This window comes from Prosthecobacter sp., assembly GCF_044236155.1.
Taxonomy (GTDB): Bacteria; Verrucomicrobiota; Verrucomicrobiia; order Verrucomicrobiales; family Verrucomicrobiaceae; genus Prosthecobacter.
The window spans coordinates 176,305-192,383 of the sequence record NZ_JBIIHA010000009.1; the positions used below are offsets into that span (position 1 = coordinate 176,305).

Annotated in this window: 14 protein-coding genes and 1 tRNA gene; 9 read left to right on the forward strand and 6 right to left on the reverse strand. The window is 60.5% G+C overall.

The annotated features are described in order from the left end of the window. Window positions 1-75: 75 nt before the first annotated feature. From ACILSE_RS10475 to ACILSE_RS10495, 5 genes are read left to right on the forward strand one after another with little or no spacing between them, the layout of a single operon-like run. A complete protein-coding gene (locus ACILSE_RS10475) occupies window positions 76-1,374 on the forward strand; it encodes an ABC transporter permease subunit (RefSeq protein WP_395717339.1) in 1,299 nt (432 codons plus the stop codon). Continuing rightward, window positions 1,374-2,894, forward strand: coding sequence for an ABC transporter permease subunit (locus ACILSE_RS10480; protein ID WP_395717340.1), 1,521 nt, complete (start codon window positions 1,374-1,376; stop codon window positions 2,892-2,894). Before ACILSE_RS10475 ends, ACILSE_RS10480 begins: the two co-directional genes overlap by 1 nt. After that, window positions 2,891-4,951, forward strand: a complete 2,061-nt coding sequence (locus ACILSE_RS10485; RefSeq protein ID WP_395717341.1) for an extracellular solute-binding protein — start codon at window positions 2,891-2,893, stop codon at window positions 4,949-4,951. Before ACILSE_RS10480 ends, ACILSE_RS10485 begins: the two co-directional genes overlap by 4 nt. Beyond that, window positions 4,951-5,946 carry an ABC transporter ATP-binding protein gene (locus ACILSE_RS10490; RefSeq protein ID WP_395717342.1) on the forward strand — a complete coding sequence of 332 codons (996 nt, stop codon included), beginning with the start codon at window positions 4,951-4,953 and terminating at the stop codon, window positions 5,944-5,946. The genes ACILSE_RS10485 and ACILSE_RS10490 overlap by 1 nt, the downstream gene beginning before the upstream one ends. After that, entirely contained in the window at window positions 5,943-6,911 is a 969-nt protein-coding gene (locus tag ACILSE_RS10495) for an ABC transporter ATP-binding protein (protein WP_395717343.1), read from the forward strand. The genes ACILSE_RS10490 and ACILSE_RS10495 overlap by 4 nt, the downstream gene beginning before the upstream one ends. 68 nt (window positions 6,912-6,979) lie before the next feature. On the opposite strand, the gene ACILSE_RS10500 is transcribed toward ACILSE_RS10495, so the two are convergent. The 3 genes from ACILSE_RS10500 to ACILSE_RS10510 all read right to left on the reverse strand — a co-directional run bounded on the left by ACILSE_RS10500 (window position 6,980) and on the right by ACILSE_RS10510 (window position 9,911). Further along, a complete protein-coding gene (locus tag ACILSE_RS10500; RefSeq protein ID WP_395717344.1) occupies window positions 6,980-8,593 on the reverse strand; it encodes a cation acetate symporter in 1,614 nt (537 codons plus the stop codon). Window positions 8,594-8,612: 19 nt separating this feature from the next. After that, window positions 8,613-8,918 (reverse strand): DUF485 domain-containing protein, encoded by a 306-nt coding sequence (locus tag ACILSE_RS10505; RefSeq protein ID WP_395717345.1) that lies wholly within the window; start codon window positions 8,916-8,918, stop codon window positions 8,613-8,615. Window positions 8,919-8,996: 78 nt separating this feature from the next. Next, window positions 8,997-9,911 (reverse strand): alkaline phosphatase family protein, encoded by a 915-nt coding sequence (locus ACILSE_RS10510; protein WP_395717346.1) that lies wholly within the window; start codon window positions 9,909-9,911, stop codon window positions 8,997-8,999. A gap of 111 nt (window positions 9,912-10,022) precedes the next feature. Here ACILSE_RS10510 and ACILSE_RS10515 point away from each other — a divergent pair, with 111 nt between their 5' ends. Further along, on the forward strand, window positions 10,023-11,786 hold the full coding sequence (locus ACILSE_RS10515; RefSeq protein WP_395717347.1) for an SLC13 family permease: 1,764 nt from the start codon (window positions 10,023-10,025) through the stop codon (window positions 11,784-11,786). A gap of 170 nt (window positions 11,787-11,956) precedes the next feature. On the opposite strand, the gene rnc is transcribed toward ACILSE_RS10515, so the two are convergent. Continuing rightward, complete coding sequence (rnc, locus tag ACILSE_RS10520; protein WP_395717348.1) at window positions 11,957-12,706, reverse strand: ribonuclease III; 750 nt, start codon at window positions 12,704-12,706, stop codon at window positions 11,957-11,959. 48 nt (window positions 12,707-12,754) lie between these two features. Continuing rightward, window positions 12,755-12,829 (reverse strand) — tRNA-His (locus ACILSE_RS10525). A 223-nt stretch (window positions 12,830-13,052) separates the two neighbouring features. On the opposite strand from ACILSE_RS10525, the gene ACILSE_RS10530 reads away from it, so the two are divergent. Genes ACILSE_RS10530 through ACILSE_RS10540 form a run of 3 tightly spaced genes read left to right on the forward strand, consistent with a single transcriptional unit; the run spans window position 13,053 to window position 15,699 of the window. Continuing rightward, on the forward strand, window positions 13,053-14,546 hold the full coding sequence (locus ACILSE_RS10530) for a GntP family permease (protein WP_395717349.1): 1,494 nt from the start codon (window positions 13,053-13,055) through the stop codon (window positions 14,544-14,546). A 9-nt stretch (window positions 14,547-14,555) separates the two neighbouring features. Beyond that, a complete protein-coding gene (locus tag ACILSE_RS10535; RefSeq protein ID WP_395717350.1) occupies window positions 14,556-15,158 on the forward strand; it encodes a nitroreductase in 603 nt (200 codons plus the stop codon). After that, window positions 15,151-15,699 (forward strand): DUF456 domain-containing protein, encoded by a 549-nt coding sequence (locus ACILSE_RS10540; RefSeq protein ID WP_395717351.1) that lies wholly within the window; start codon window positions 15,151-15,153, stop codon window positions 15,697-15,699. Before ACILSE_RS10535 ends, ACILSE_RS10540 begins: the two co-directional genes overlap by 8 nt. Window positions 15,700-15,704: 5 nt before the next feature. Here ACILSE_RS10540 and ACILSE_RS10545 read toward each other — a convergent pair whose 3' ends face one another. Then, complete coding sequence (locus ACILSE_RS10545; RefSeq protein ID WP_395717352.1) at window positions 15,705-16,076, reverse strand: sulfite exporter TauE/SafE family protein; 372 nt, start codon at window positions 16,074-16,076, stop codon at window positions 15,705-15,707. Window positions 16,077-16,079: the final 3 nt, after the last annotated feature.

Genomic DNA, 16,079 nt, shown 5'->3' on the forward strand with positions numbered 1-16,079 from the left:
GAAACACACACAAATTCTTGTCTCCGCGCTCGTAATGTCGGAGATTTTTCGTCTTCCCCGCCTCCAACCCGCTGAATGACCGCTTATCTCATCCGCCGCCTGCTGCTCATCCCGCCGACACTTGTCGGCATGACGCTGGTGGTGTTTTTCATCATTCGCTTCACGCCGGGCGGGCCGATGGAGCAGGCGCTGCTGGAGGCACGGATGAAAAGCGATGGGCAGCGAGGTGGCAGCAGCCGCCAGCAGTCGAGCGGCCTCACGCCGGCGCAGCTTTTGAAGCTCCAGGAACAGTACGGGCACGACAAGCCCTTCCTGATCGCCTACGCCTCGTGGCTGGGTGCCTGGCCGAAGGACACAAACCGCTCCCGGGCGGACTTTGCGGAAGGGAAGACGGAAACCGAGGTCAAACTGCCCGGCACCGCGAATGTGGTGACGGTAAAGCGCAATGCGAAGGATGAGGCGGAGATCGTTCCGCTGAAGGATGTGGATACCTCCGCGTGGCGGGCACGCATCATCACGCCGGAGAAGCAGAAGCAGGAGTGGGAGAAGGCGAATCCGGGCCAAAAGCTCGACAAACCGCAGCCGTATGTGGCGCTGATCTACCAACCGAAGTTCTCCGGCGTGCTGCAAGGCAACCTCGGTGACTCCACACGCTACTCGGAGCCGGTTTGGACGATGATGAAGCGCCGTTTCCCGATCTCGCTGTTTTACGGCGTGATGTCGATCATCCTCACCTACATGGTGTGCGTGCCGCTGGGCGTGCTGAAGGCCATCAAGCATCGCACACCAACCGACACGGCCACTTCGGTGCTCATTTTCTTCGGCTACGCGATTCCCGGCTTCGTGCTCGGCGTGTTCTTGATGGTGTTGTTTGCCGCTCGACTGCGCTGGTTCCCGCTGGAGGGCTTTGTGAGCGCGGATTTCGCGGAGCTCGGCTTCTTTGGCAAAATCTACGATCTCTTCCATCACGCCGTGCTGCCGCTCTGTTGCTACATGGTCGGCAGTTTCGCCGGATTGACGATGCTGGTGAAGAACAACCTGCTGGATCAGCTGGCCAGCGATTATGTGCGCACCGCCGTGGCGAAGGGTGTGGAGTTCAAAAAAGCCGTCATCGGCCATGCGCTGCGGAATTCCTTCATCCCCGCCGCCGCGACGATGGGGCAGGCCCTCACGGTGCTTGTGGCGGGCAGTTTCCTGATCGAGCGCATCTTCGACATCGATGGCTTTGGCCTCATGGGCTTCAACGCGCTGCTGGAGAAGGATTACCCCATCGTCATGGGCACCGTCACGGTCGGCGGGTTGCTGCTCATGCTCGGCAACGTGCTTTCCGACATGATCACCGCGCGGCTCGATCCGCGCATTCGATTTGAGTGATGAACCGCAAACTCTCCATCACCGCGATCATCCTCGGCGCTCTCGCGATCCTCGGCGAGCTGGGCGGGCTGCTAATTCCCACGGTGTCGTGGTTCTTCAGCAATGGCCGTGTCTTTGGCTGGGCCACTTCCGTGCTCCTGATCGCGGGTGGCGTGCTGGGACTGCTGCTCCTGCCGCGTGAGATCCGCTGGACGCCGGTGACCTTGCAGCGCTTCCGCCGCTTTCGCAGCATTGGACGCGGCTGGTGGTCGTTTCGCATCCTGCTGGCCTTGATCGCCCTGGCGATGCTCGATCAGATCATCGTGGGCAAACGGGCGCTGATGGTGCGCTGCGATGGGAAGACGACTTTCCCGGCCTTCGTGACGAAGCGCTACCAGGCGCAGGATTTTGGCCTCCAGGGCGAGCAGGAGGTGAATTACCGCGAATTGAAGCAGCAGTTGAGCAAGGAGAAGCGCGGATTTGTGCTCATGCCTCTCGTGCCATGGGATCCGGTGCTCGATTCCGACACGCTGCAATCCATCACGCTGGAGCAGCGCGATGGAAAATGGTTCAAGCCCGGTGAAACGGAGCCGTATTCCGGCCGCGCACGCACCTCGTATGTGGATCTGCCTGCGCAGAAGCATACCGACACGCGTTTCCGCAAGGGCGTGCCCGATGGCGAGTCGCAGGGCTTTGCCAAAAACGGTGCGCTGGCCTTTTCGGCCTTCTACAAGGCGGGGGTGAAGGATCGCGAGAAGTGGACGGGTGAGATGCCGCAGGAGGAATTCGAGAAGGCGGCGGTCACGCCGTATGAGGTGACGATTTATCCGCCGATCCCGCCGCTGTGGAAGGCGGGTCATTATCTCGGCACAGATAGCAAGGGCTGGGATGTGCTGGCGCAGATCTACGGCGGCTGGCAGGTCAATCTGAAGGCCATCGTGCTCTATCTGGTCTTCACCTACGGCGTCGGCATGATCATCGGCTCGCTGATGGGTTTCCTGGGCGGTGTGTTCGATATCACGATGCAGCGCATCATCGAAATCATCGAGGAACTGCCCTTCCTCTACATCGTGATGATCGTGGTGAGCATCATCACCGTGGCGGAGATGAATCTCGTCATCCTGCTCGCTGTGATCTGCCTCTTCTCGTGGACGAGCCTCACCTACTCGCTGCGTGCGCTGGCCTACAAGGAGAAGGAGCGCGACTACATCTCCGCCGCCCGCCTGCAAGGCGCCAGCACCTGGCGCATCCTCACGCGCTACCTGCTGCCGAACATGCTCGCCACCGTGGTCACCAACGTGCCCTTCAGCGTCGCCGGCATCATTTCATCCATCACCGCGCTCGCCTTCCTCGGCTTTGGCCTGCCGGAGACCTATCCGCAATGGGGCTGGCTCTTTGATGATGGGGTGAACCATCTTTCCGCGCTGTGGATCTCCACCTCGATGTTCGCCGCGATGGTTTTCATCCTCCTGCTCGTCACCTTTGTCGGCGAGGCGCTGCGGGAGGCTTTTGATCCGAAGAAGTTCACGACTTACCAATGAAGAATCTAGTGCTCAGTGCCCAGTGCTTGGTGCTGCTGGCCTTCCTGGCTGGCGGGGCGCTTCATGCGGCCGATTTCCCGCCTTACGATGGCACCAAGGAGCGCGAGGCGTTTTGGGGCTTCTACAATAAGAAGGTGCTGGAGGGCTTGCAGAGCCAGGAGAAGGATATTCCGGCTCAACTCGCCAAGGAGACCGACGCTGCCAAAAAAGCCGAGCTGGAGGCCGAACTCGTCAAAGTGCGCGAGCGGCTGAAAAAGCCCGAGTACTTCACCTTCGCGAAGCCAGAGGATGTTCCGGCCGATTTGAAGTGGGAAAACGGCATGGACGAGCCGGAGATCGGCGATGCGAACGCAAAGAAGGGCGGCACGATTCGGGATTACATCCTCTCCTTCCCGCCCACGCTGCGGGTGCTTGGTGAGAACAGCAACAGCTCCTTTCGCGGTTATCAATATGACGACGTGGAGATGTCGCTCATCAACCTGCATCCTGAGACAGGCCGCGTGATCCCGTGTGTGGCGAAGGAATGGGCCGTCTCGCCTGATAACCGCACGGTTTATTTCCGCCTCGATCCCGACGCGACCTTCTCCGACGGCACGCCCATTGAGGCAGATGACTTCTTCAACCAGTTCTACATGCAGCTCAGCGAGTATCCGAAGAACCCCTTCGGCAACGAGTGGTATGGCACGAACTACTCGAACATCACCCGCTACGATGCCCGCACGCTGTCCATCACGCTCGCTGATCCAAAGCCGCTCGCGCCGTATTATGTGAGCACCACACCGATGTCGCGGCACTTCTACCGCGAGTTCGGGCCGGACTTCGAGCAGCGCTACCAGTGGCGCTGCCGTCCAACCGCCGGGCCGTACGTGATTCACGAGGAGGACATCCAGTTCGGCCGCAGCGTGACACTTTCCCGCGTGAAGAACTGGTGGGCACGCGACAAGAAATTCTACAAGCACCGCTTCAACGTGGACCGCATCGTGTATCGCGTGATCCGCCTGCAGGACAAGGTGCTGGAGCTTTTCCGGCAGGGCGAGCTCGACGTGGAGCAGATCACGATGGGCATCCCGGAATACTGGTATGAGAAGCTGGAGATCCCGGAGGTGCACAAAGGCTACATCCACAAGACGAAGTTCTACAACATCTGGCCCGGCTCCCACGCCGGCCTGTGGCTGAACTGCGCCATGCCGCCGCTGAACAACAAGGACGTGCGCCTCGGCCTCAGCTACGCCACGAACTACCAGAAGGTCATCGACTTCGATCTGCGCGGCGACTTCCAGCGACTCAACAGCTTCAGCGAAGGCTTCCCGCTCATCGGCGATCCACCGCTCAAAGCTCGGCCCTTCGATGTGCAGCTCGCCCGCGAGCATTTTGCCAAGGCGGGCTACACGAAGCTCGGCAACGACGGCGTCCTCGTGAACGACAAAGGCGAGCGTCTCAGCGTGACGATCCTGCATCGCAAGACCGAGATCGTGCAAAAAGTCATGCAGCGCCTCAAGGAGGAGGCGATCAAGGCCGGCCTCGAATACAAACTCGAAGGCCTCGAAAGCACCGCCTACTTCCAAAAGGCCACGCAGAAGAAGCATCAGGCCGCGTCCGTCGCCTTCAGCGTCACGCCGCCGATCCCCGATCACTACCAGGCCTGGCATTCGAAGGACGCCTTCATGGAGGACGGCAAGACGCCGAAGCCGAACACCAACAACCTCACCAGCTTCGCCGATCCGCGCATGGACAAATTCTGCGAGGACGAGCGCCGTGCCACCACCATCGAGCAAATCCGCGAAGCGTCATGGGGCGCGGATCAGATCATTCATGACGAGGCGGCCTGGATTCCAGGCTACGAGCAGAACTACTACCGCGTGGCCTACTGGCGCTGGGTGAAGTGGCCGGAAAAGACCTTCAATGTGGCTGTGAGCGAGCTGCCCATGTCGAATCATCTCCACTGGATCGACGAAGACGTGAAACGCGAGACCGAGGCCGCGATGCGCAGCGGCAAAACCTTCCCCGAAGTCGATCAAGTCTTTGATCACAACCTCAAATCAGGAGGAACCAAGTGATGGCGGCCCCTTTGCTCGAAGTTTGGAACTTGCGTGTCGGCTTCCAGACCGACAACGGCCTGCTCACGGCGGTGGACGATGTCGATTTCACGCTGGAGGCTGGCAAGACGCTCGGCGTCGTCGGTGAGAGCGGCTGCGGCAAAAGTGTGACGGCCATGAGCCTCATGCGCCTGCTGCCCCAGCCCGCAGGACGCATCCTGGGCGGCGAGGTGCTGCTGGAAGGCCGCGATTTGACCAAGCTGCCGATTGAGGAGATGCGGAAGATTCGCGGCAACGACATCGCGATGATCTTCCAGGAGCCGATGACGGCTTTGAACCCCGTGCAGCGTGTCGGAAGACAGATCATCGAGGCGATCCAGCTCCACGAGCCGATGTCATCTGAAAAGGCGATCAAGCGTGCCGTTGAGCTGATGGAATGGGTCGGCATTCCAGCTCCGGATCAACGCGTGAATGAGTATCCGCATCAGCTCAGCGGCGGCATGCGCCAGCGTGTGATGATCGCCATGGCGCTCTCCTGCCATCCGAAGGTGCTCATTGCCGATGAGCCGACCACGGCGCTCGATGTCACCGTGCAGGCGCAGATTCTCGACTTGCTCAAACGTCTCCAGCGCGAAACCGGCATGGCCGTCATCCTCATCACGCACGATCTCGGCGTCATCGCCGAAGTCTGCGACGACGTCGCCGTCATGTATGCCGGGCGCATCGCCGAGCGCGGCCCGGTGCATGAGATCTTTGCCAAACCATTGCACCCCTACACGCAGGGCCTCATCCGCTGCCTGCCGAAGCTCGATCACCCGCCAAAGACCGACCTCCCCGTCATCCCCGGCATGGTTCCCAGCCTCCGCGACATGCCCGCCGGCTGCCGTTTCGCCTCTCGCTGCCCGAACAAGCACGACGACAGCGTTTTGAGCCAACGCCAGCCTTGGAAAGACTGCGGCCACGGCCACGGCGTCGAGGCCTGCGCTTGTTTCGCCCAACAATTGTCTGCTTCATGAGCCTCCTCACCGTCCAGAACCTCAAGATGCACTTCCCGGTGCGTGGTGGCGTGTTTTACACGACGAAAGCCACGTGCAAGGCGGTGGATGGTGTGAGCTTTGATCTCCAGCCGGGCGAGACGCTCGGGCTCGTCGGCGAAAGCGGCTGCGGGAAGTCCACGGTGGCGAAATCGGTCGTGAGATTGCTCAAACCGACGGCGGGCAGCATCCAGTTCAATGGCCACGACATCTCGAAACAGTCGCAGAGTGCGTTGCGGACGATCCGCCGTGAGATGCAGATGGTGTTTCAAGATCCCGCGGAGTCGCTGAATCCGCGTCACACTATCGGGCAGATTCTGGAGGAGCCGTTCATCATTCAAAAGATGGGCACACGAGCTGAACGCAGCGAATGGGCGGCGGAGCTGCTCAAGCGTGTTGGACTACCTGCGGATGCCGTGTTTCGCTATCCTTTCGAGTTCAGCGGCGGCCAAAGACAGCGCATCGGCATCGCGCGGGCCTTGGCACTGAAGCCGAAGCTCATCGTGTGTGACGAACCGGTTTCCGCGCTCGATGTCAGCGTGCAGGCGCAGGTTCTGAATCTGCTGCTGGAGCTTCAGCGGGACTTTGCCCTCGCGTATCTCTTCATCGCGCATGATTTGAGCGTCGTGCAGCACATGAGCGACCGCGTGGCGGTGATGTACCTCGGCAAAATCGTCGAGATGGCCCCGGCGGCCGAGCTTTATCAAAACCCACGCCACGCCTACACGAAGGCGCTGCTCGATGCGATCCCCATCGCGGACCCAACGAAGCGCCGTGAGCGCCAGTTGCTCAAAGGCGATGTGCCCTCGCCGATCAATCCGCCTGCGGGCTGCGCTTTCGGTCATCGAATGAAGCACCCGAAGTGGGAGGAGAGCACGAGGATGGACCTGAGCCTCAAAGAGGTGTCGCCAGGGCATTTCGTGCAGCCGTGTCCGTGCTGCACTTGAAGTGATGCGGGCACTCCTGCCCGCAAAAAGCGTTCAATTGCGGGCAGGAGTGCCCGCATCACTTCCAATCAATGTGCCGTGGCTTTCTCGGCACCCAAGCCGGTGTGGGCGCGGACTTTGAGCTCGGTGAACTTGGCTTCCGCCTCCGGCTCGCGTTTCAGCAAGGATCCGATGATCGCGGCAAGGAAGCCGAGCGGAATGCTGAGAATGCCGGGATTGGTGAGCGGGAAGATGGCGTTGGCTTGAATGAGATGACGTTTCGCAGCGACCACTTCAGGTCCGTCGATGCCCATGATGCTGGGGCTCAAAATGATGAGTACAATGCTGCTGACCAGACCGACAGCGAGACCAAGCACGGCTCCAGTAGTGCTGAATTTCTTCCAGAAGATGCTCAGCACGATGACGGGCAGATTGGCGCTCGCGGCGACGGCAAAGGCGAGGCCGACGAGGAAGGCGACATTCACGTTCTGCAGTTTGATGGCGAGGAAGATCGAAATGGCACCGACGACGAAGGCGGTGATGCGAGCCACTTTCACTTCCTGGCCGGGACGGTTCTCTTTGCCGTGATGCAGCACGTTGGAGTAGAAATCGTGCGCGAAAGAGGCGCTGGCGCTGATGGTAAGGCCGGCGACGACAGCGAGAATGGTCGCAAAGGCCACCGCGCTGATGAACGCGAAGAAGATCGGCCCGCCGAGGGTTTCCGCGAGCTGCGGGGCCGCCATGTTGTCAGTGACAATGTGGTCGGGTTTCAGGATCGTGGCGGCACCGAAGCCGAGGAATGTGGTAAGGATGTAAAACGTGCCAATGATGACCATGGCCCACACGACGGAGACGCGGGCGGTCTTGGCATCTGGCACGGTGTAAAAGCGCACGAGGATGTGCGGCAGTCCGGCGGTGCCAAACACGAGCGCCAGGCCAAGCGAGATCAGATCAAGCGGTCCCCAGCCCTTCGTGACCTCGGCACCGAATTTCATGCCGGGTTCGAGGAAGTTGCGCGTGACTTCGAGTTTCGTTTTGGCATCGACGTAGGTCAGGTTGGCAATGGCGTCGAAGAACTTGGAGAAGCTGTAGCCGAAATTTTTCATCACCAGCACGCTGAGGAAGATTGTGCCGGTCATGAGCAGGATGGCCTTGATGATCTGCACCCAGGTGGTGGCCAGCATGCCGCCGAAGACGACGTAAACGACCATGAGCACGCCCACGCCGATGATGGCGGCCTCCGTGCTGATCCAGGGCAGGTCTTTGAGCAGCAGCTTCACCAGCGTGCCCGCGCCGATCATCTGCGCGACCATGTAAAACGTCGAAACGGTGATCGTGCTCAGCGACGCCATCGCACGAACGGGCCGTGGCGTGAGACGATACGCGAGCAAGTCAGCCATGGTGTATTTGCCCGCGTTGCGCAGCGGCTCAGCCACCACGATGAGCACCGTGAGATAAGCGACGAGCCAGCCGACGGAGTACATGAAGCCGTCGTAGCCGAACAACGCGATCATTCCCGAAATGCCGAGGAATGAAGCGGCGCTCATGTAATCACCCGCGACGGCGAGACCGTTCTGCCAGCCGGTGATGCTGCGTCCGGCGGCGAAGTAGGCCCCCGCGCTGGTGTTTTTCTTGGCGGCCCAAATTGTGATGCCGAGCGTGGCAACCACGAAGGCGAGGAACATCCATACTGCGATCGTCATGTCGTGTGTCTTCTGAAGTTTAGTGATCGGCGATCACGGCGGCGGCTTCTTTATCCCACTGCGCTGCTTTACGCGTGTAGATGAAGGCGAGCGCCCAGGCCATGAAGAACTGCGAGAGAGCGAAGAGGTAGGCCCAATTGATGCGGCCGATGACTTCCTTCTTCATCAGCGTCGGGAAATAGCCGACGAGCACCGGCAGAGCGAAGTAGTAGGCCACAAAGAAGATCGTGGAGCTGACGATGAAGCGCCATTTGCGGGCCAGCAGCGCGCGGAATTCCGGCTTCGCTTCCAACTGTTCCCAGTTCACGGATGATTTTTCGCTCATAAGAAGCGTGAGGTTAGGAAACCGGCCCTGTTTTGGCAAGGCCAAGCGTCCTGCTCACGGGTTTTTCTTTCGGAACGATCACTCAAAGGCGCTTGTGACCGGCTTGCCGTCGAATTCGGCCGGCACGGGCACGTCGAGCAGCCAGAGAGCCGTGGCGGCGGTGTCGTAGGTGGTGACCTTGTCGGTGATGGTGAAGTTTTTCTTCACTCCTTTGCCCCAGGCGACCCAGGGAATGATCATGTCGTCTGGAATGTCGAGTCCGTGGGTTTTGTCGTGCCCGCCATGATCGGCGCTGATGAGCATGACGCTCGAATCGGCGATCCCGGCTTCCTTGATGGCCTGCCACACCTGCCACAGCGCCTGATCGGTGACTTTGAGGGCTTCTTTCTGCTGGGGAGATCCCCAGCCGTCCTTATGACCGGCGGTATCGACATCAGGAAAGTGAATGAAGCACAGACGCGGCTTTTGTTCCTTCAGCCACGCGGCGGCTTGTTTCGCAACCATCTGCGAGGGCTTCTTATCTTTTTCGATTTCAGGAGCGCCAGCGACGGGTTGCGACGATTGCGGACCGCCGAAGTCGAAGAGATCAAGCGAGTCCTTCAGCCACAGGTGGCGGAACTTCACCTTGCCGACGAACATGGCGGTGACGGCCTTTGGATCCGTAGCTTTCAGCAGCGAGAACACTGTGGGCACTTTCACGAAGCCTTTGATCGGTGTGTAGCCGTTCCAAAGGATCTGATGCTTGTCAGGGCCCACGCCAGTGAGCATGGACGTGTGAGACGGCAGTGTGATCGAAGGAAAAATCGTGCTCGCCTGCCATGTCACAGCACCTTCAGCAGCGATCTTTTTCAGCGTGGGTGCCTCGGCCTCGGCAATCACCGCCGGCTTGCCGCCGTCGATGCTGATGATGAAGACATGCTCCGCCCGCGGCGCGGCGGCGGCATTCAGGCTGACAAAGGCGGCAAACAGGAGGAGACGTGTGCAGAAACGCATGGTGTTGGGCGCGAAGTAACGCCGGCCAGGACAAAATGCTTCCAAAACCTTGCCTCGCGCATGGCTTGCGCCTTGAGCGTGTCGTTACTCTGCGCGAAGAATGCTCTTCTCATGGAAGCCTGGATCGTCATCGGACTGCTCGTCGTCGCCGTCATCGCTTTTGCCACGGAAAAAATCTCCGTGGACCTGGTGACGCTAACGATGCTCTGCGTGCTCGTGCTCTGCGGAATCTTGAGGGCAGACCAGGCTTTCGCCGGCTTCGGGGACCGTGTCATCATCCTGCTGGCGGCGATTTTCGTCATCGGCGCGGCTTTGCGTGAGACGGGTGTGCTGGATCTGATGGGTGGAGTTCTGGCGCAGACTTTCGGCACACAGCCAAAACGACTCATGATGTTCATGATGGCCGTCGTGGGCGGTGTTTCCGCCTTCATGAACAACACCACGGTCACCGCCGTGTTCGTGGGACCGGTGACGGGTCTGGCGAGGCGCCTGAAGATCCCGCCTTCGCGTCTGCTCATGCCGCTGGCTTTTGCTTCGTTGCTGGGCGGCACCTGCACGCTCATCGGCACATCGACGAATGTCGCGGTGAGTGGCGCGATCTCTAAACTTGGGCTCAAGCCGTTCACCATGTTTGAGTTCACTGCTGTCGGCCTGGTCATCCTTTTCACCGGGATTCTTTACATGGTGTTTATCGGCACCCGCTTGGTGCCGGAGCGTGATCGTGATGCTGCTTCTGGCGGCGACGCGATGCGTGAGTTCCTCGCTGAAGTCGTCGTGCTGCCGCATTCGCCGCTCATCGGGCAGGAAGCGTTCGATTCTGACTTTTCTGCGCTGGAGTTCCAGGTGCTCAAAATCCGCCGGGATGACCAGCAGTATGACGCGGCGCCTCATCTGCGCTTCGCAGAGGGTGATGTCGTGCTGGTGGCTGGAAAAGTGGAAAACTTGATCAAGGTGAAGAAAATCGAGGGTATCGACATCCTGGAGGATGTGACACTGCGCAGCTCCGGCGTGGACATGCGGGACGCGCAGGTCGCCGAGGTGGTCATCGCGCCGCGTTCGGGCTTCGTCGGCCATTCCCTGCGGGAAGGGAACTTCCGACAGCGGACGGGGCTTTCCGTCCTTGCCCTCACGCGTGGCGATCGTGCCCTCACACACCACATGGCGGACGAAAAACTGCGTGCAGGTGACGTGCTGCTTCTGCAGGGCCCTTCCGAGCGCTTCCGTGCCGTCGAGGAGGGAGGTGAGATGCTCGTGATGGCGCAGCACCAGTTCAGTGCCGAATCACGTCGACGTGGTTTCATGCTGCTAGGCGCTTTTGTGCTCGCCGTGTTGCTCAGCAGCTTCGACTGGGTGCCGGACACTATCGCGTTTGTCATCGTCGCTTTGCTGGCGGTGCTAACGCGGTGCATCAAGTTGGAGAACGCCTACGCGAACATTGACTGGCGGCTGCTCATCCTCATCGGCGGCATGATGGCCTTCGGGGAGGCGATGAAGTCGTCAGGTGCGTCGGCGATGGTCGCAGACACCATCACCACGCTGCTTCAGCCATGGGGTGTCTTCGCGGTCTTCGCCGGCTTCTGTCTGCTGACCATCTTGCTCACGCAGCCAATGTCGAACGCCGCCGCGGCGCTCGTCGTACTGCCGGTGGCCTTGCAAGCGGCGGCGAGCATGGGAGTCAATCAACGGGCTTTTGCCATCGGCGTCATGCTCAGCGCGTCCGCCTCCGTGCTGACTCCCTTCGAGCCAAGCTGCATCCTCGTCTATGGCCCTGGCAAGTACCGATTTGCTGACTTCATCAAAGTAGGCGGTGGTCTCACCTTTGTCATGCTGCTCGTCGTGCTGGCATTGGTGCCATTGTTCTGGCCGCTGCAGTGACTTGTTCCCAACGCTTATGATTGGGATGAGTACATTTGCCTGAACCTTCTTATCCGTAAGGACTGCGAACAACTGCAACAACGGTGTTCTGCCTTGGATTCACAAGGGTTCCACATCGCGTGATGCTGTGAACGCTTTTTGGGGTTGCTGTGAATCGGATGGAACAACGTTCAGTTGTTGGCCTCAGGGGCCGGCTTTTCAGGATTGCTCACGGAATCTTCACACGTTTTTCGCAGCAGTTTTTTCAGGGTGATGCTTTCCAAGGCTGCCTGGGCGGCTTCGGTTTCTGCTTCTTTCTTGCTGCGGCCGTTCCCGCGCCCCAGTTCGTGTCCCAGCCACGAAACGGCCGCGCAGAAGCTCTTCGCATGATCTGGACCATCCGCAGCGACGATGGAATACACGGGCGGAGTGGCATTACTTGCTTGAATGAGCTCCTGCAGCTCTCCTTTGGGATTGCGCTCCAGCGGTCCTTGCTCCAGTGCGTCGAGATCCGGCGTGAACAGGCGAGTAGCAAATTGGTGCGCGGCAGCATTGCCGGCATCGAGATAAATGGCACCTGCGACGGCCTCCAGTGCGTCTGCCAGCGTGGAATCGCGATCGCGTCCGCCATTGGCTTCCTCCCCGCGCCCGAGAATCAAATGCGTACCTAGGCCGATCTGCCGGGCGAGGCGGGCCAGGGCTTTCGTGGAGACAAGCTGTGCACGTGCTTTGGTCAGCACTCCCTCGTCAGCCTTTGGTGAGCGCGAGTAGAGCAGATGGGAGAGCGCCAGTTGCAGCACGGCATCACCGAGGAATTCGAGGCGTTGGTTATCAGCTTGCGGACGTTGGTTCTCATAGCCGACGCTGCCATGAGTGAGCGCAAGCTGGAGCAGCGCGGGATCGCGAAAAGTGTGGCCGAGGATGGTTTCCAGCGTGTCCATGCGTGGCGGCGACTCAAGCCGCTGGAACACTGGCGCTCCAGTGAAAAATGGGGTGACCGACGGGATTCGAACCCGCAACAACCAGAATCACAATCTGGGGCTCTACCTTTGAACTACGGTCACCATCTCGGGCGAGAGTGGGCGGATAGTAGTCGTCCGGGGCGGTTGCGCCAGCGAAAATTCAGGGGTGGACCATGTGAGACCGCCTCCCAGAGGTCAGCTAAAAGACGCTGATAGCAGGCAATTCGAGGCAGTTTTGATGCGCTTTGTGACGAATCGTGAGAGCAGGGAGAGTCCACTGTTGAATGTCTTGACGTGATTGCGGCTGGCCGCCAGCATCGCGCCCATGTTTCACCTCGCCGCCACCACGGCCAGCTACTGGCCCTTCGTCGTTCTCGCTGTCAGCGTCGCCATCATCATCATCGGCATCAGCAAACTGCGCATGCATGCCTTTGTGGCACTGGTGCTCGCGGCGATGCTGGCGGGTCTGATGACGAACAAGGACTCGTGGGACATCGTGCAGAAGGATGGCAAGACGAAGGCGATGTCGTCGATGGTGGGCGTGGTGGAGATGGTTTCCAAAGGGCTGGGCGACACGGCACGTGACATTGCGATCTCCATCGCTCTAGCGGCGATCATCGGCATGTGCCTGATGGAGAGCGGTGCCGCCGACAAGGTGGTGCGGCGCTTCCTGGCGTTCTTTGGCGAGAAACGAGCGGGCTGGGCGCTGCTGTGGAGCACGTTCATCCTGAGCGCGCCGATCTTCTTCGACACCATGTTCATGCTGATGGCTCCGCTGGCGATGGCGCTGCGCATGCGCACGGGGAAGGACTACACGCTCTACATTCTCGCCGTCTGTTGCGGTGGCACGGTGACGCATTCGATGACGGTGCCGCATCCGGGGCCAGTGGCGGTGGTGGATGATTTGCACCTCAATGTGGGCGAGTCGCTGCTCGGCGGCCTGGTCATCGGCGCGATCACCTGCGTCTTCGGCTTCATGGTGAGCCAGTGGTTGAACAAGAAGACCGACGTGCCGCTGCGTGCCACGGGCGGTGTCTCGCTCGACGATCTGCAAGGCGTGAGCGCGAAGCCGGAGAGCGAGCTGCCGTCGTTCTTCTGGAGCATGACGCCGGTCATCCTGCCGATCCTGCTCATCAGTCTGACGACGGTGTTCGAACTGGCGGGCAGCGGAGCCAAGAATGGTGTCGGCTGGGGGTTGACCATGGTGAATGCGTTCGGCGGTCAGCAAGGGTTCGACACGGTTCGCACCTGGGTGGACTTCGTCGGGCACAAGAACATCGCCCTGCTCATCGGCGCAGCGATCTCGCTGTGGGTGCTGGCAAAGCAGCGCGGCTTTGGCCTGAAGAAGGTCGAGGAACTCGTCGGTCCGCCGCTCGAAACCGCCGGGATGATCATTCTCATCACCAGTGCCGGCGGTGCCTTCGGTCTGGCGCTGCGCAGCGCGGGTGTGGGCGATGCGGTGAAGGCTCTCGCACAGGGCTACAGCATCAATTTGATCTTCCTCGGCTGGCTCGTCGCCGCCGTCGTTCGCGTGGCGCAAGGCTCTGCCACGGTGGCGATGCTGACCACCTCCTCGATCATGGCTCCGATGATCGCGGGGGGCGCGCTCGGCTGCCATCCGGTGTATCTCTTCACTTCCATCGGCTTCGGCGCGATGTTCTGCTCCTGGATGAACGACAGCGGCTTCTGGGTCGTGAACCGCCTCAGCGGCATGACCGAAAAAGAAACCCTGCGCACCTGGACGTTGCAGCTCACTGCGGATTCGGTGATCGGATTGCTGGTGACGCTCGCATTCAGCAAGGTGCTGCCGATGGTGTGAGGATTGCGCATGACAACCATTGCCACACATGAACAAATCAGCGCCTTGATCCGCCACCGGCGCTCGATCAAGCCGGTGGACATGGATGCGTCACGCGTGGTGGAGCGAGCGCTGCTGACGACGATACTCGAAGATGCGACCTGGGCGCCGAATCATGGACTGACGGAGCCGTGGAAGTTCATCGTGCATCAAGGCCCAGCGCGTGGACGGCTCGCAGAGACGATGCAGCGTGTTTATCAGGCGACAACGCCCGCGAACGAGTTCCGCGAGGACAAGATGAAGAAGATGGGGGAGAACCCGTTGCTCGCGCCGGTGGTGATCGCCTGCGTGATGGAGCGACGTGGCGGCGCGAAGATTCCTGAAGTCGAGGAGATCGAGGCGGTGGCCTGCGCGCTGCAAAATCTCCAGCTTTCGGCCACGGCGGCCGGTTTGGGCTGCTACTGGTCATCGCCGCCGATTTTGGGGACGCGCGAATTTTCGGACTGGCTGCAAATCGGCGCGGAAGATCGTTGCGTGGGGTTGATTTATCTCGGCTGGCCGCGTGCGGGGCTGTACTGGCCGCAAAGCCGACGTGAGCCGGTGGAATCGAAAACCAGGTGGTGCGATGACTGAATGGCTCACCAACGCGTGGAATGCGACCGCGCATTTTTTCACCTCGATGCCCTGGGATGTGCTCGGCGTCTGGTCGCTGACGATCTGCCTGCTGATCGTGGGCCTGATCGGATCGGTGGTGCCGTTTCTGCCGGGGCCGCTTCTCATTTTCGCCGCAGGAATCATCCACACCGTGCTGAGGCCGGAGGCTGGAATGAGTGTCTGGGGTTTTGTGGCGCTGTGCCTGGGGATCGTGCTGTCGTATGTGATCGACTTTGTGAGCGGGGCGATGGGCGCGCGCTGGTTCGGTGCGAGCCGCTGGGGCATCGCGGGCGTGTTCATCGGCGGGATCGTGGGGATGTTCTTCGTGCCGGTGGGTTTGATCCTGGGTCCGCTCATCGGCGGCGTGGCGTTTGAGCTGATCTTCGAGAAGAAACGCCTGCAACCGGCGGCGAAGTCAGCTTGGGGCTCGTTGCTCGGCACCGGAGTCGGTTTGGTGCTGCGCCTGATCGTGGCGCTGGGGATGGTGGGGGCGTTTTTGCTCGACGTGCTCGTGTGGTGAGCACGTCACGCCTTCCCTTGCAGGAGCATGCGGAGGCCGAAGACGACGAGGATAACGCCGAAGATGCGCGTGAGCGTTTCGTTGCTCATGGTTTTGAGCCAGCCGGCGCCGAAGTAGGCGAAGAGCGACGCGGAGATGGCGGTGACGATGGCGATCTTCCAATCCACAAATCCAGAGCGGGCGTTCTGCGTGGTGGCCATCAACGCGGTGGGGATGATGATCGCGAGCGAGGTGGCCACGGCGGTTTTTTGCGGCAGCTTCAACAAAAACACGAACGCAGGCACCATCACCACGCCACCACCGACGCCGCACAAAGCGGCAATGACGCCGCTGACGATGCCAATGGCGAGACAGGTGAGGATGGTGGAAGTCGTCATGGA

Bases quoted from the DNA above. Each gene is read 5' to 3' on its own strand.
- ACILSE_RS10475 (WP_395717339.1), top strand. From the start codon at position 76: ATGACCGCTTATCTCATCCGCCGCCTGCTGCTCATCCCGCCGACACTT.
- ACILSE_RS10480 (WP_395717340.1), top strand. From the start codon at position 1,374: ATGAACCGCAAACTCTCCATCACCGCGATCATCCTCGGCGCTCTCGCG.
- ACILSE_RS10485 (WP_395717341.1), top strand. From the start codon at position 2,891: ATGAAGAATCTAGTGCTCAGTGCCCAGTGCTTGGTGCTGCTGGCCTTC.
- ACILSE_RS10490 (WP_395717342.1), top strand. From the start codon at position 4,951: ATGGCGGCCCCTTTGCTCGAAGTTTGGAACTTGCGTGTCGGCTTCCAG.
- ACILSE_RS10495 (WP_395717343.1), top strand. From the start codon at position 5,943: ATGAGCCTCCTCACCGTCCAGAACCTCAAGATGCACTTCCCGGTGCGT.
- ACILSE_RS10500 (WP_395717344.1), bottom strand. From the start codon at position 8,593: ATGACGATCGCAGTATGGATGTTCCTCGCCTTCGTGGTTGCCACGCTC.
- ACILSE_RS10505 (WP_395717345.1), bottom strand. From the start codon at position 8,918: ATGAGCGAAAAATCATCCGTGAACTGGGAACAGTTGGAAGCGAAGCCG.
- ACILSE_RS10510 (WP_395717346.1), bottom strand. From the start codon at position 9,911: ATGCGTTTCTGCACACGTCTCCTCCTGTTTGCCGCCTTTGTCAGCCTG.
- ACILSE_RS10515 (WP_395717347.1), top strand. From the start codon at position 10,023: ATGGAAGCCTGGATCGTCATCGGACTGCTCGTCGTCGCCGTCATCGCT.
- rnc (WP_395717348.1), bottom strand. From the start codon at position 12,706: ATGGACACGCTGGAAACCATCCTCGGCCACACTTTTCGCGATCCCGCG.
- ACILSE_RS10530 (WP_395717349.1), top strand. From the start codon at position 13,053: ATGTTTCACCTCGCCGCCACCACGGCCAGCTACTGGCCCTTCGTCGTT.
- ACILSE_RS10535 (WP_395717350.1), top strand. From the start codon at position 14,556: ATGACAACCATTGCCACACATGAACAAATCAGCGCCTTGATCCGCCAC.
- ACILSE_RS10540 (WP_395717351.1), top strand. From the start codon at position 15,151: ATGACTGAATGGCTCACCAACGCGTGGAATGCGACCGCGCATTTTTTC.
- ACILSE_RS10545 (WP_395717352.1), bottom strand. From the start codon at position 16,076: ATGACGACTTCCACCATCCTCACCTGTCTCGCCATTGGCATCGTCAGC.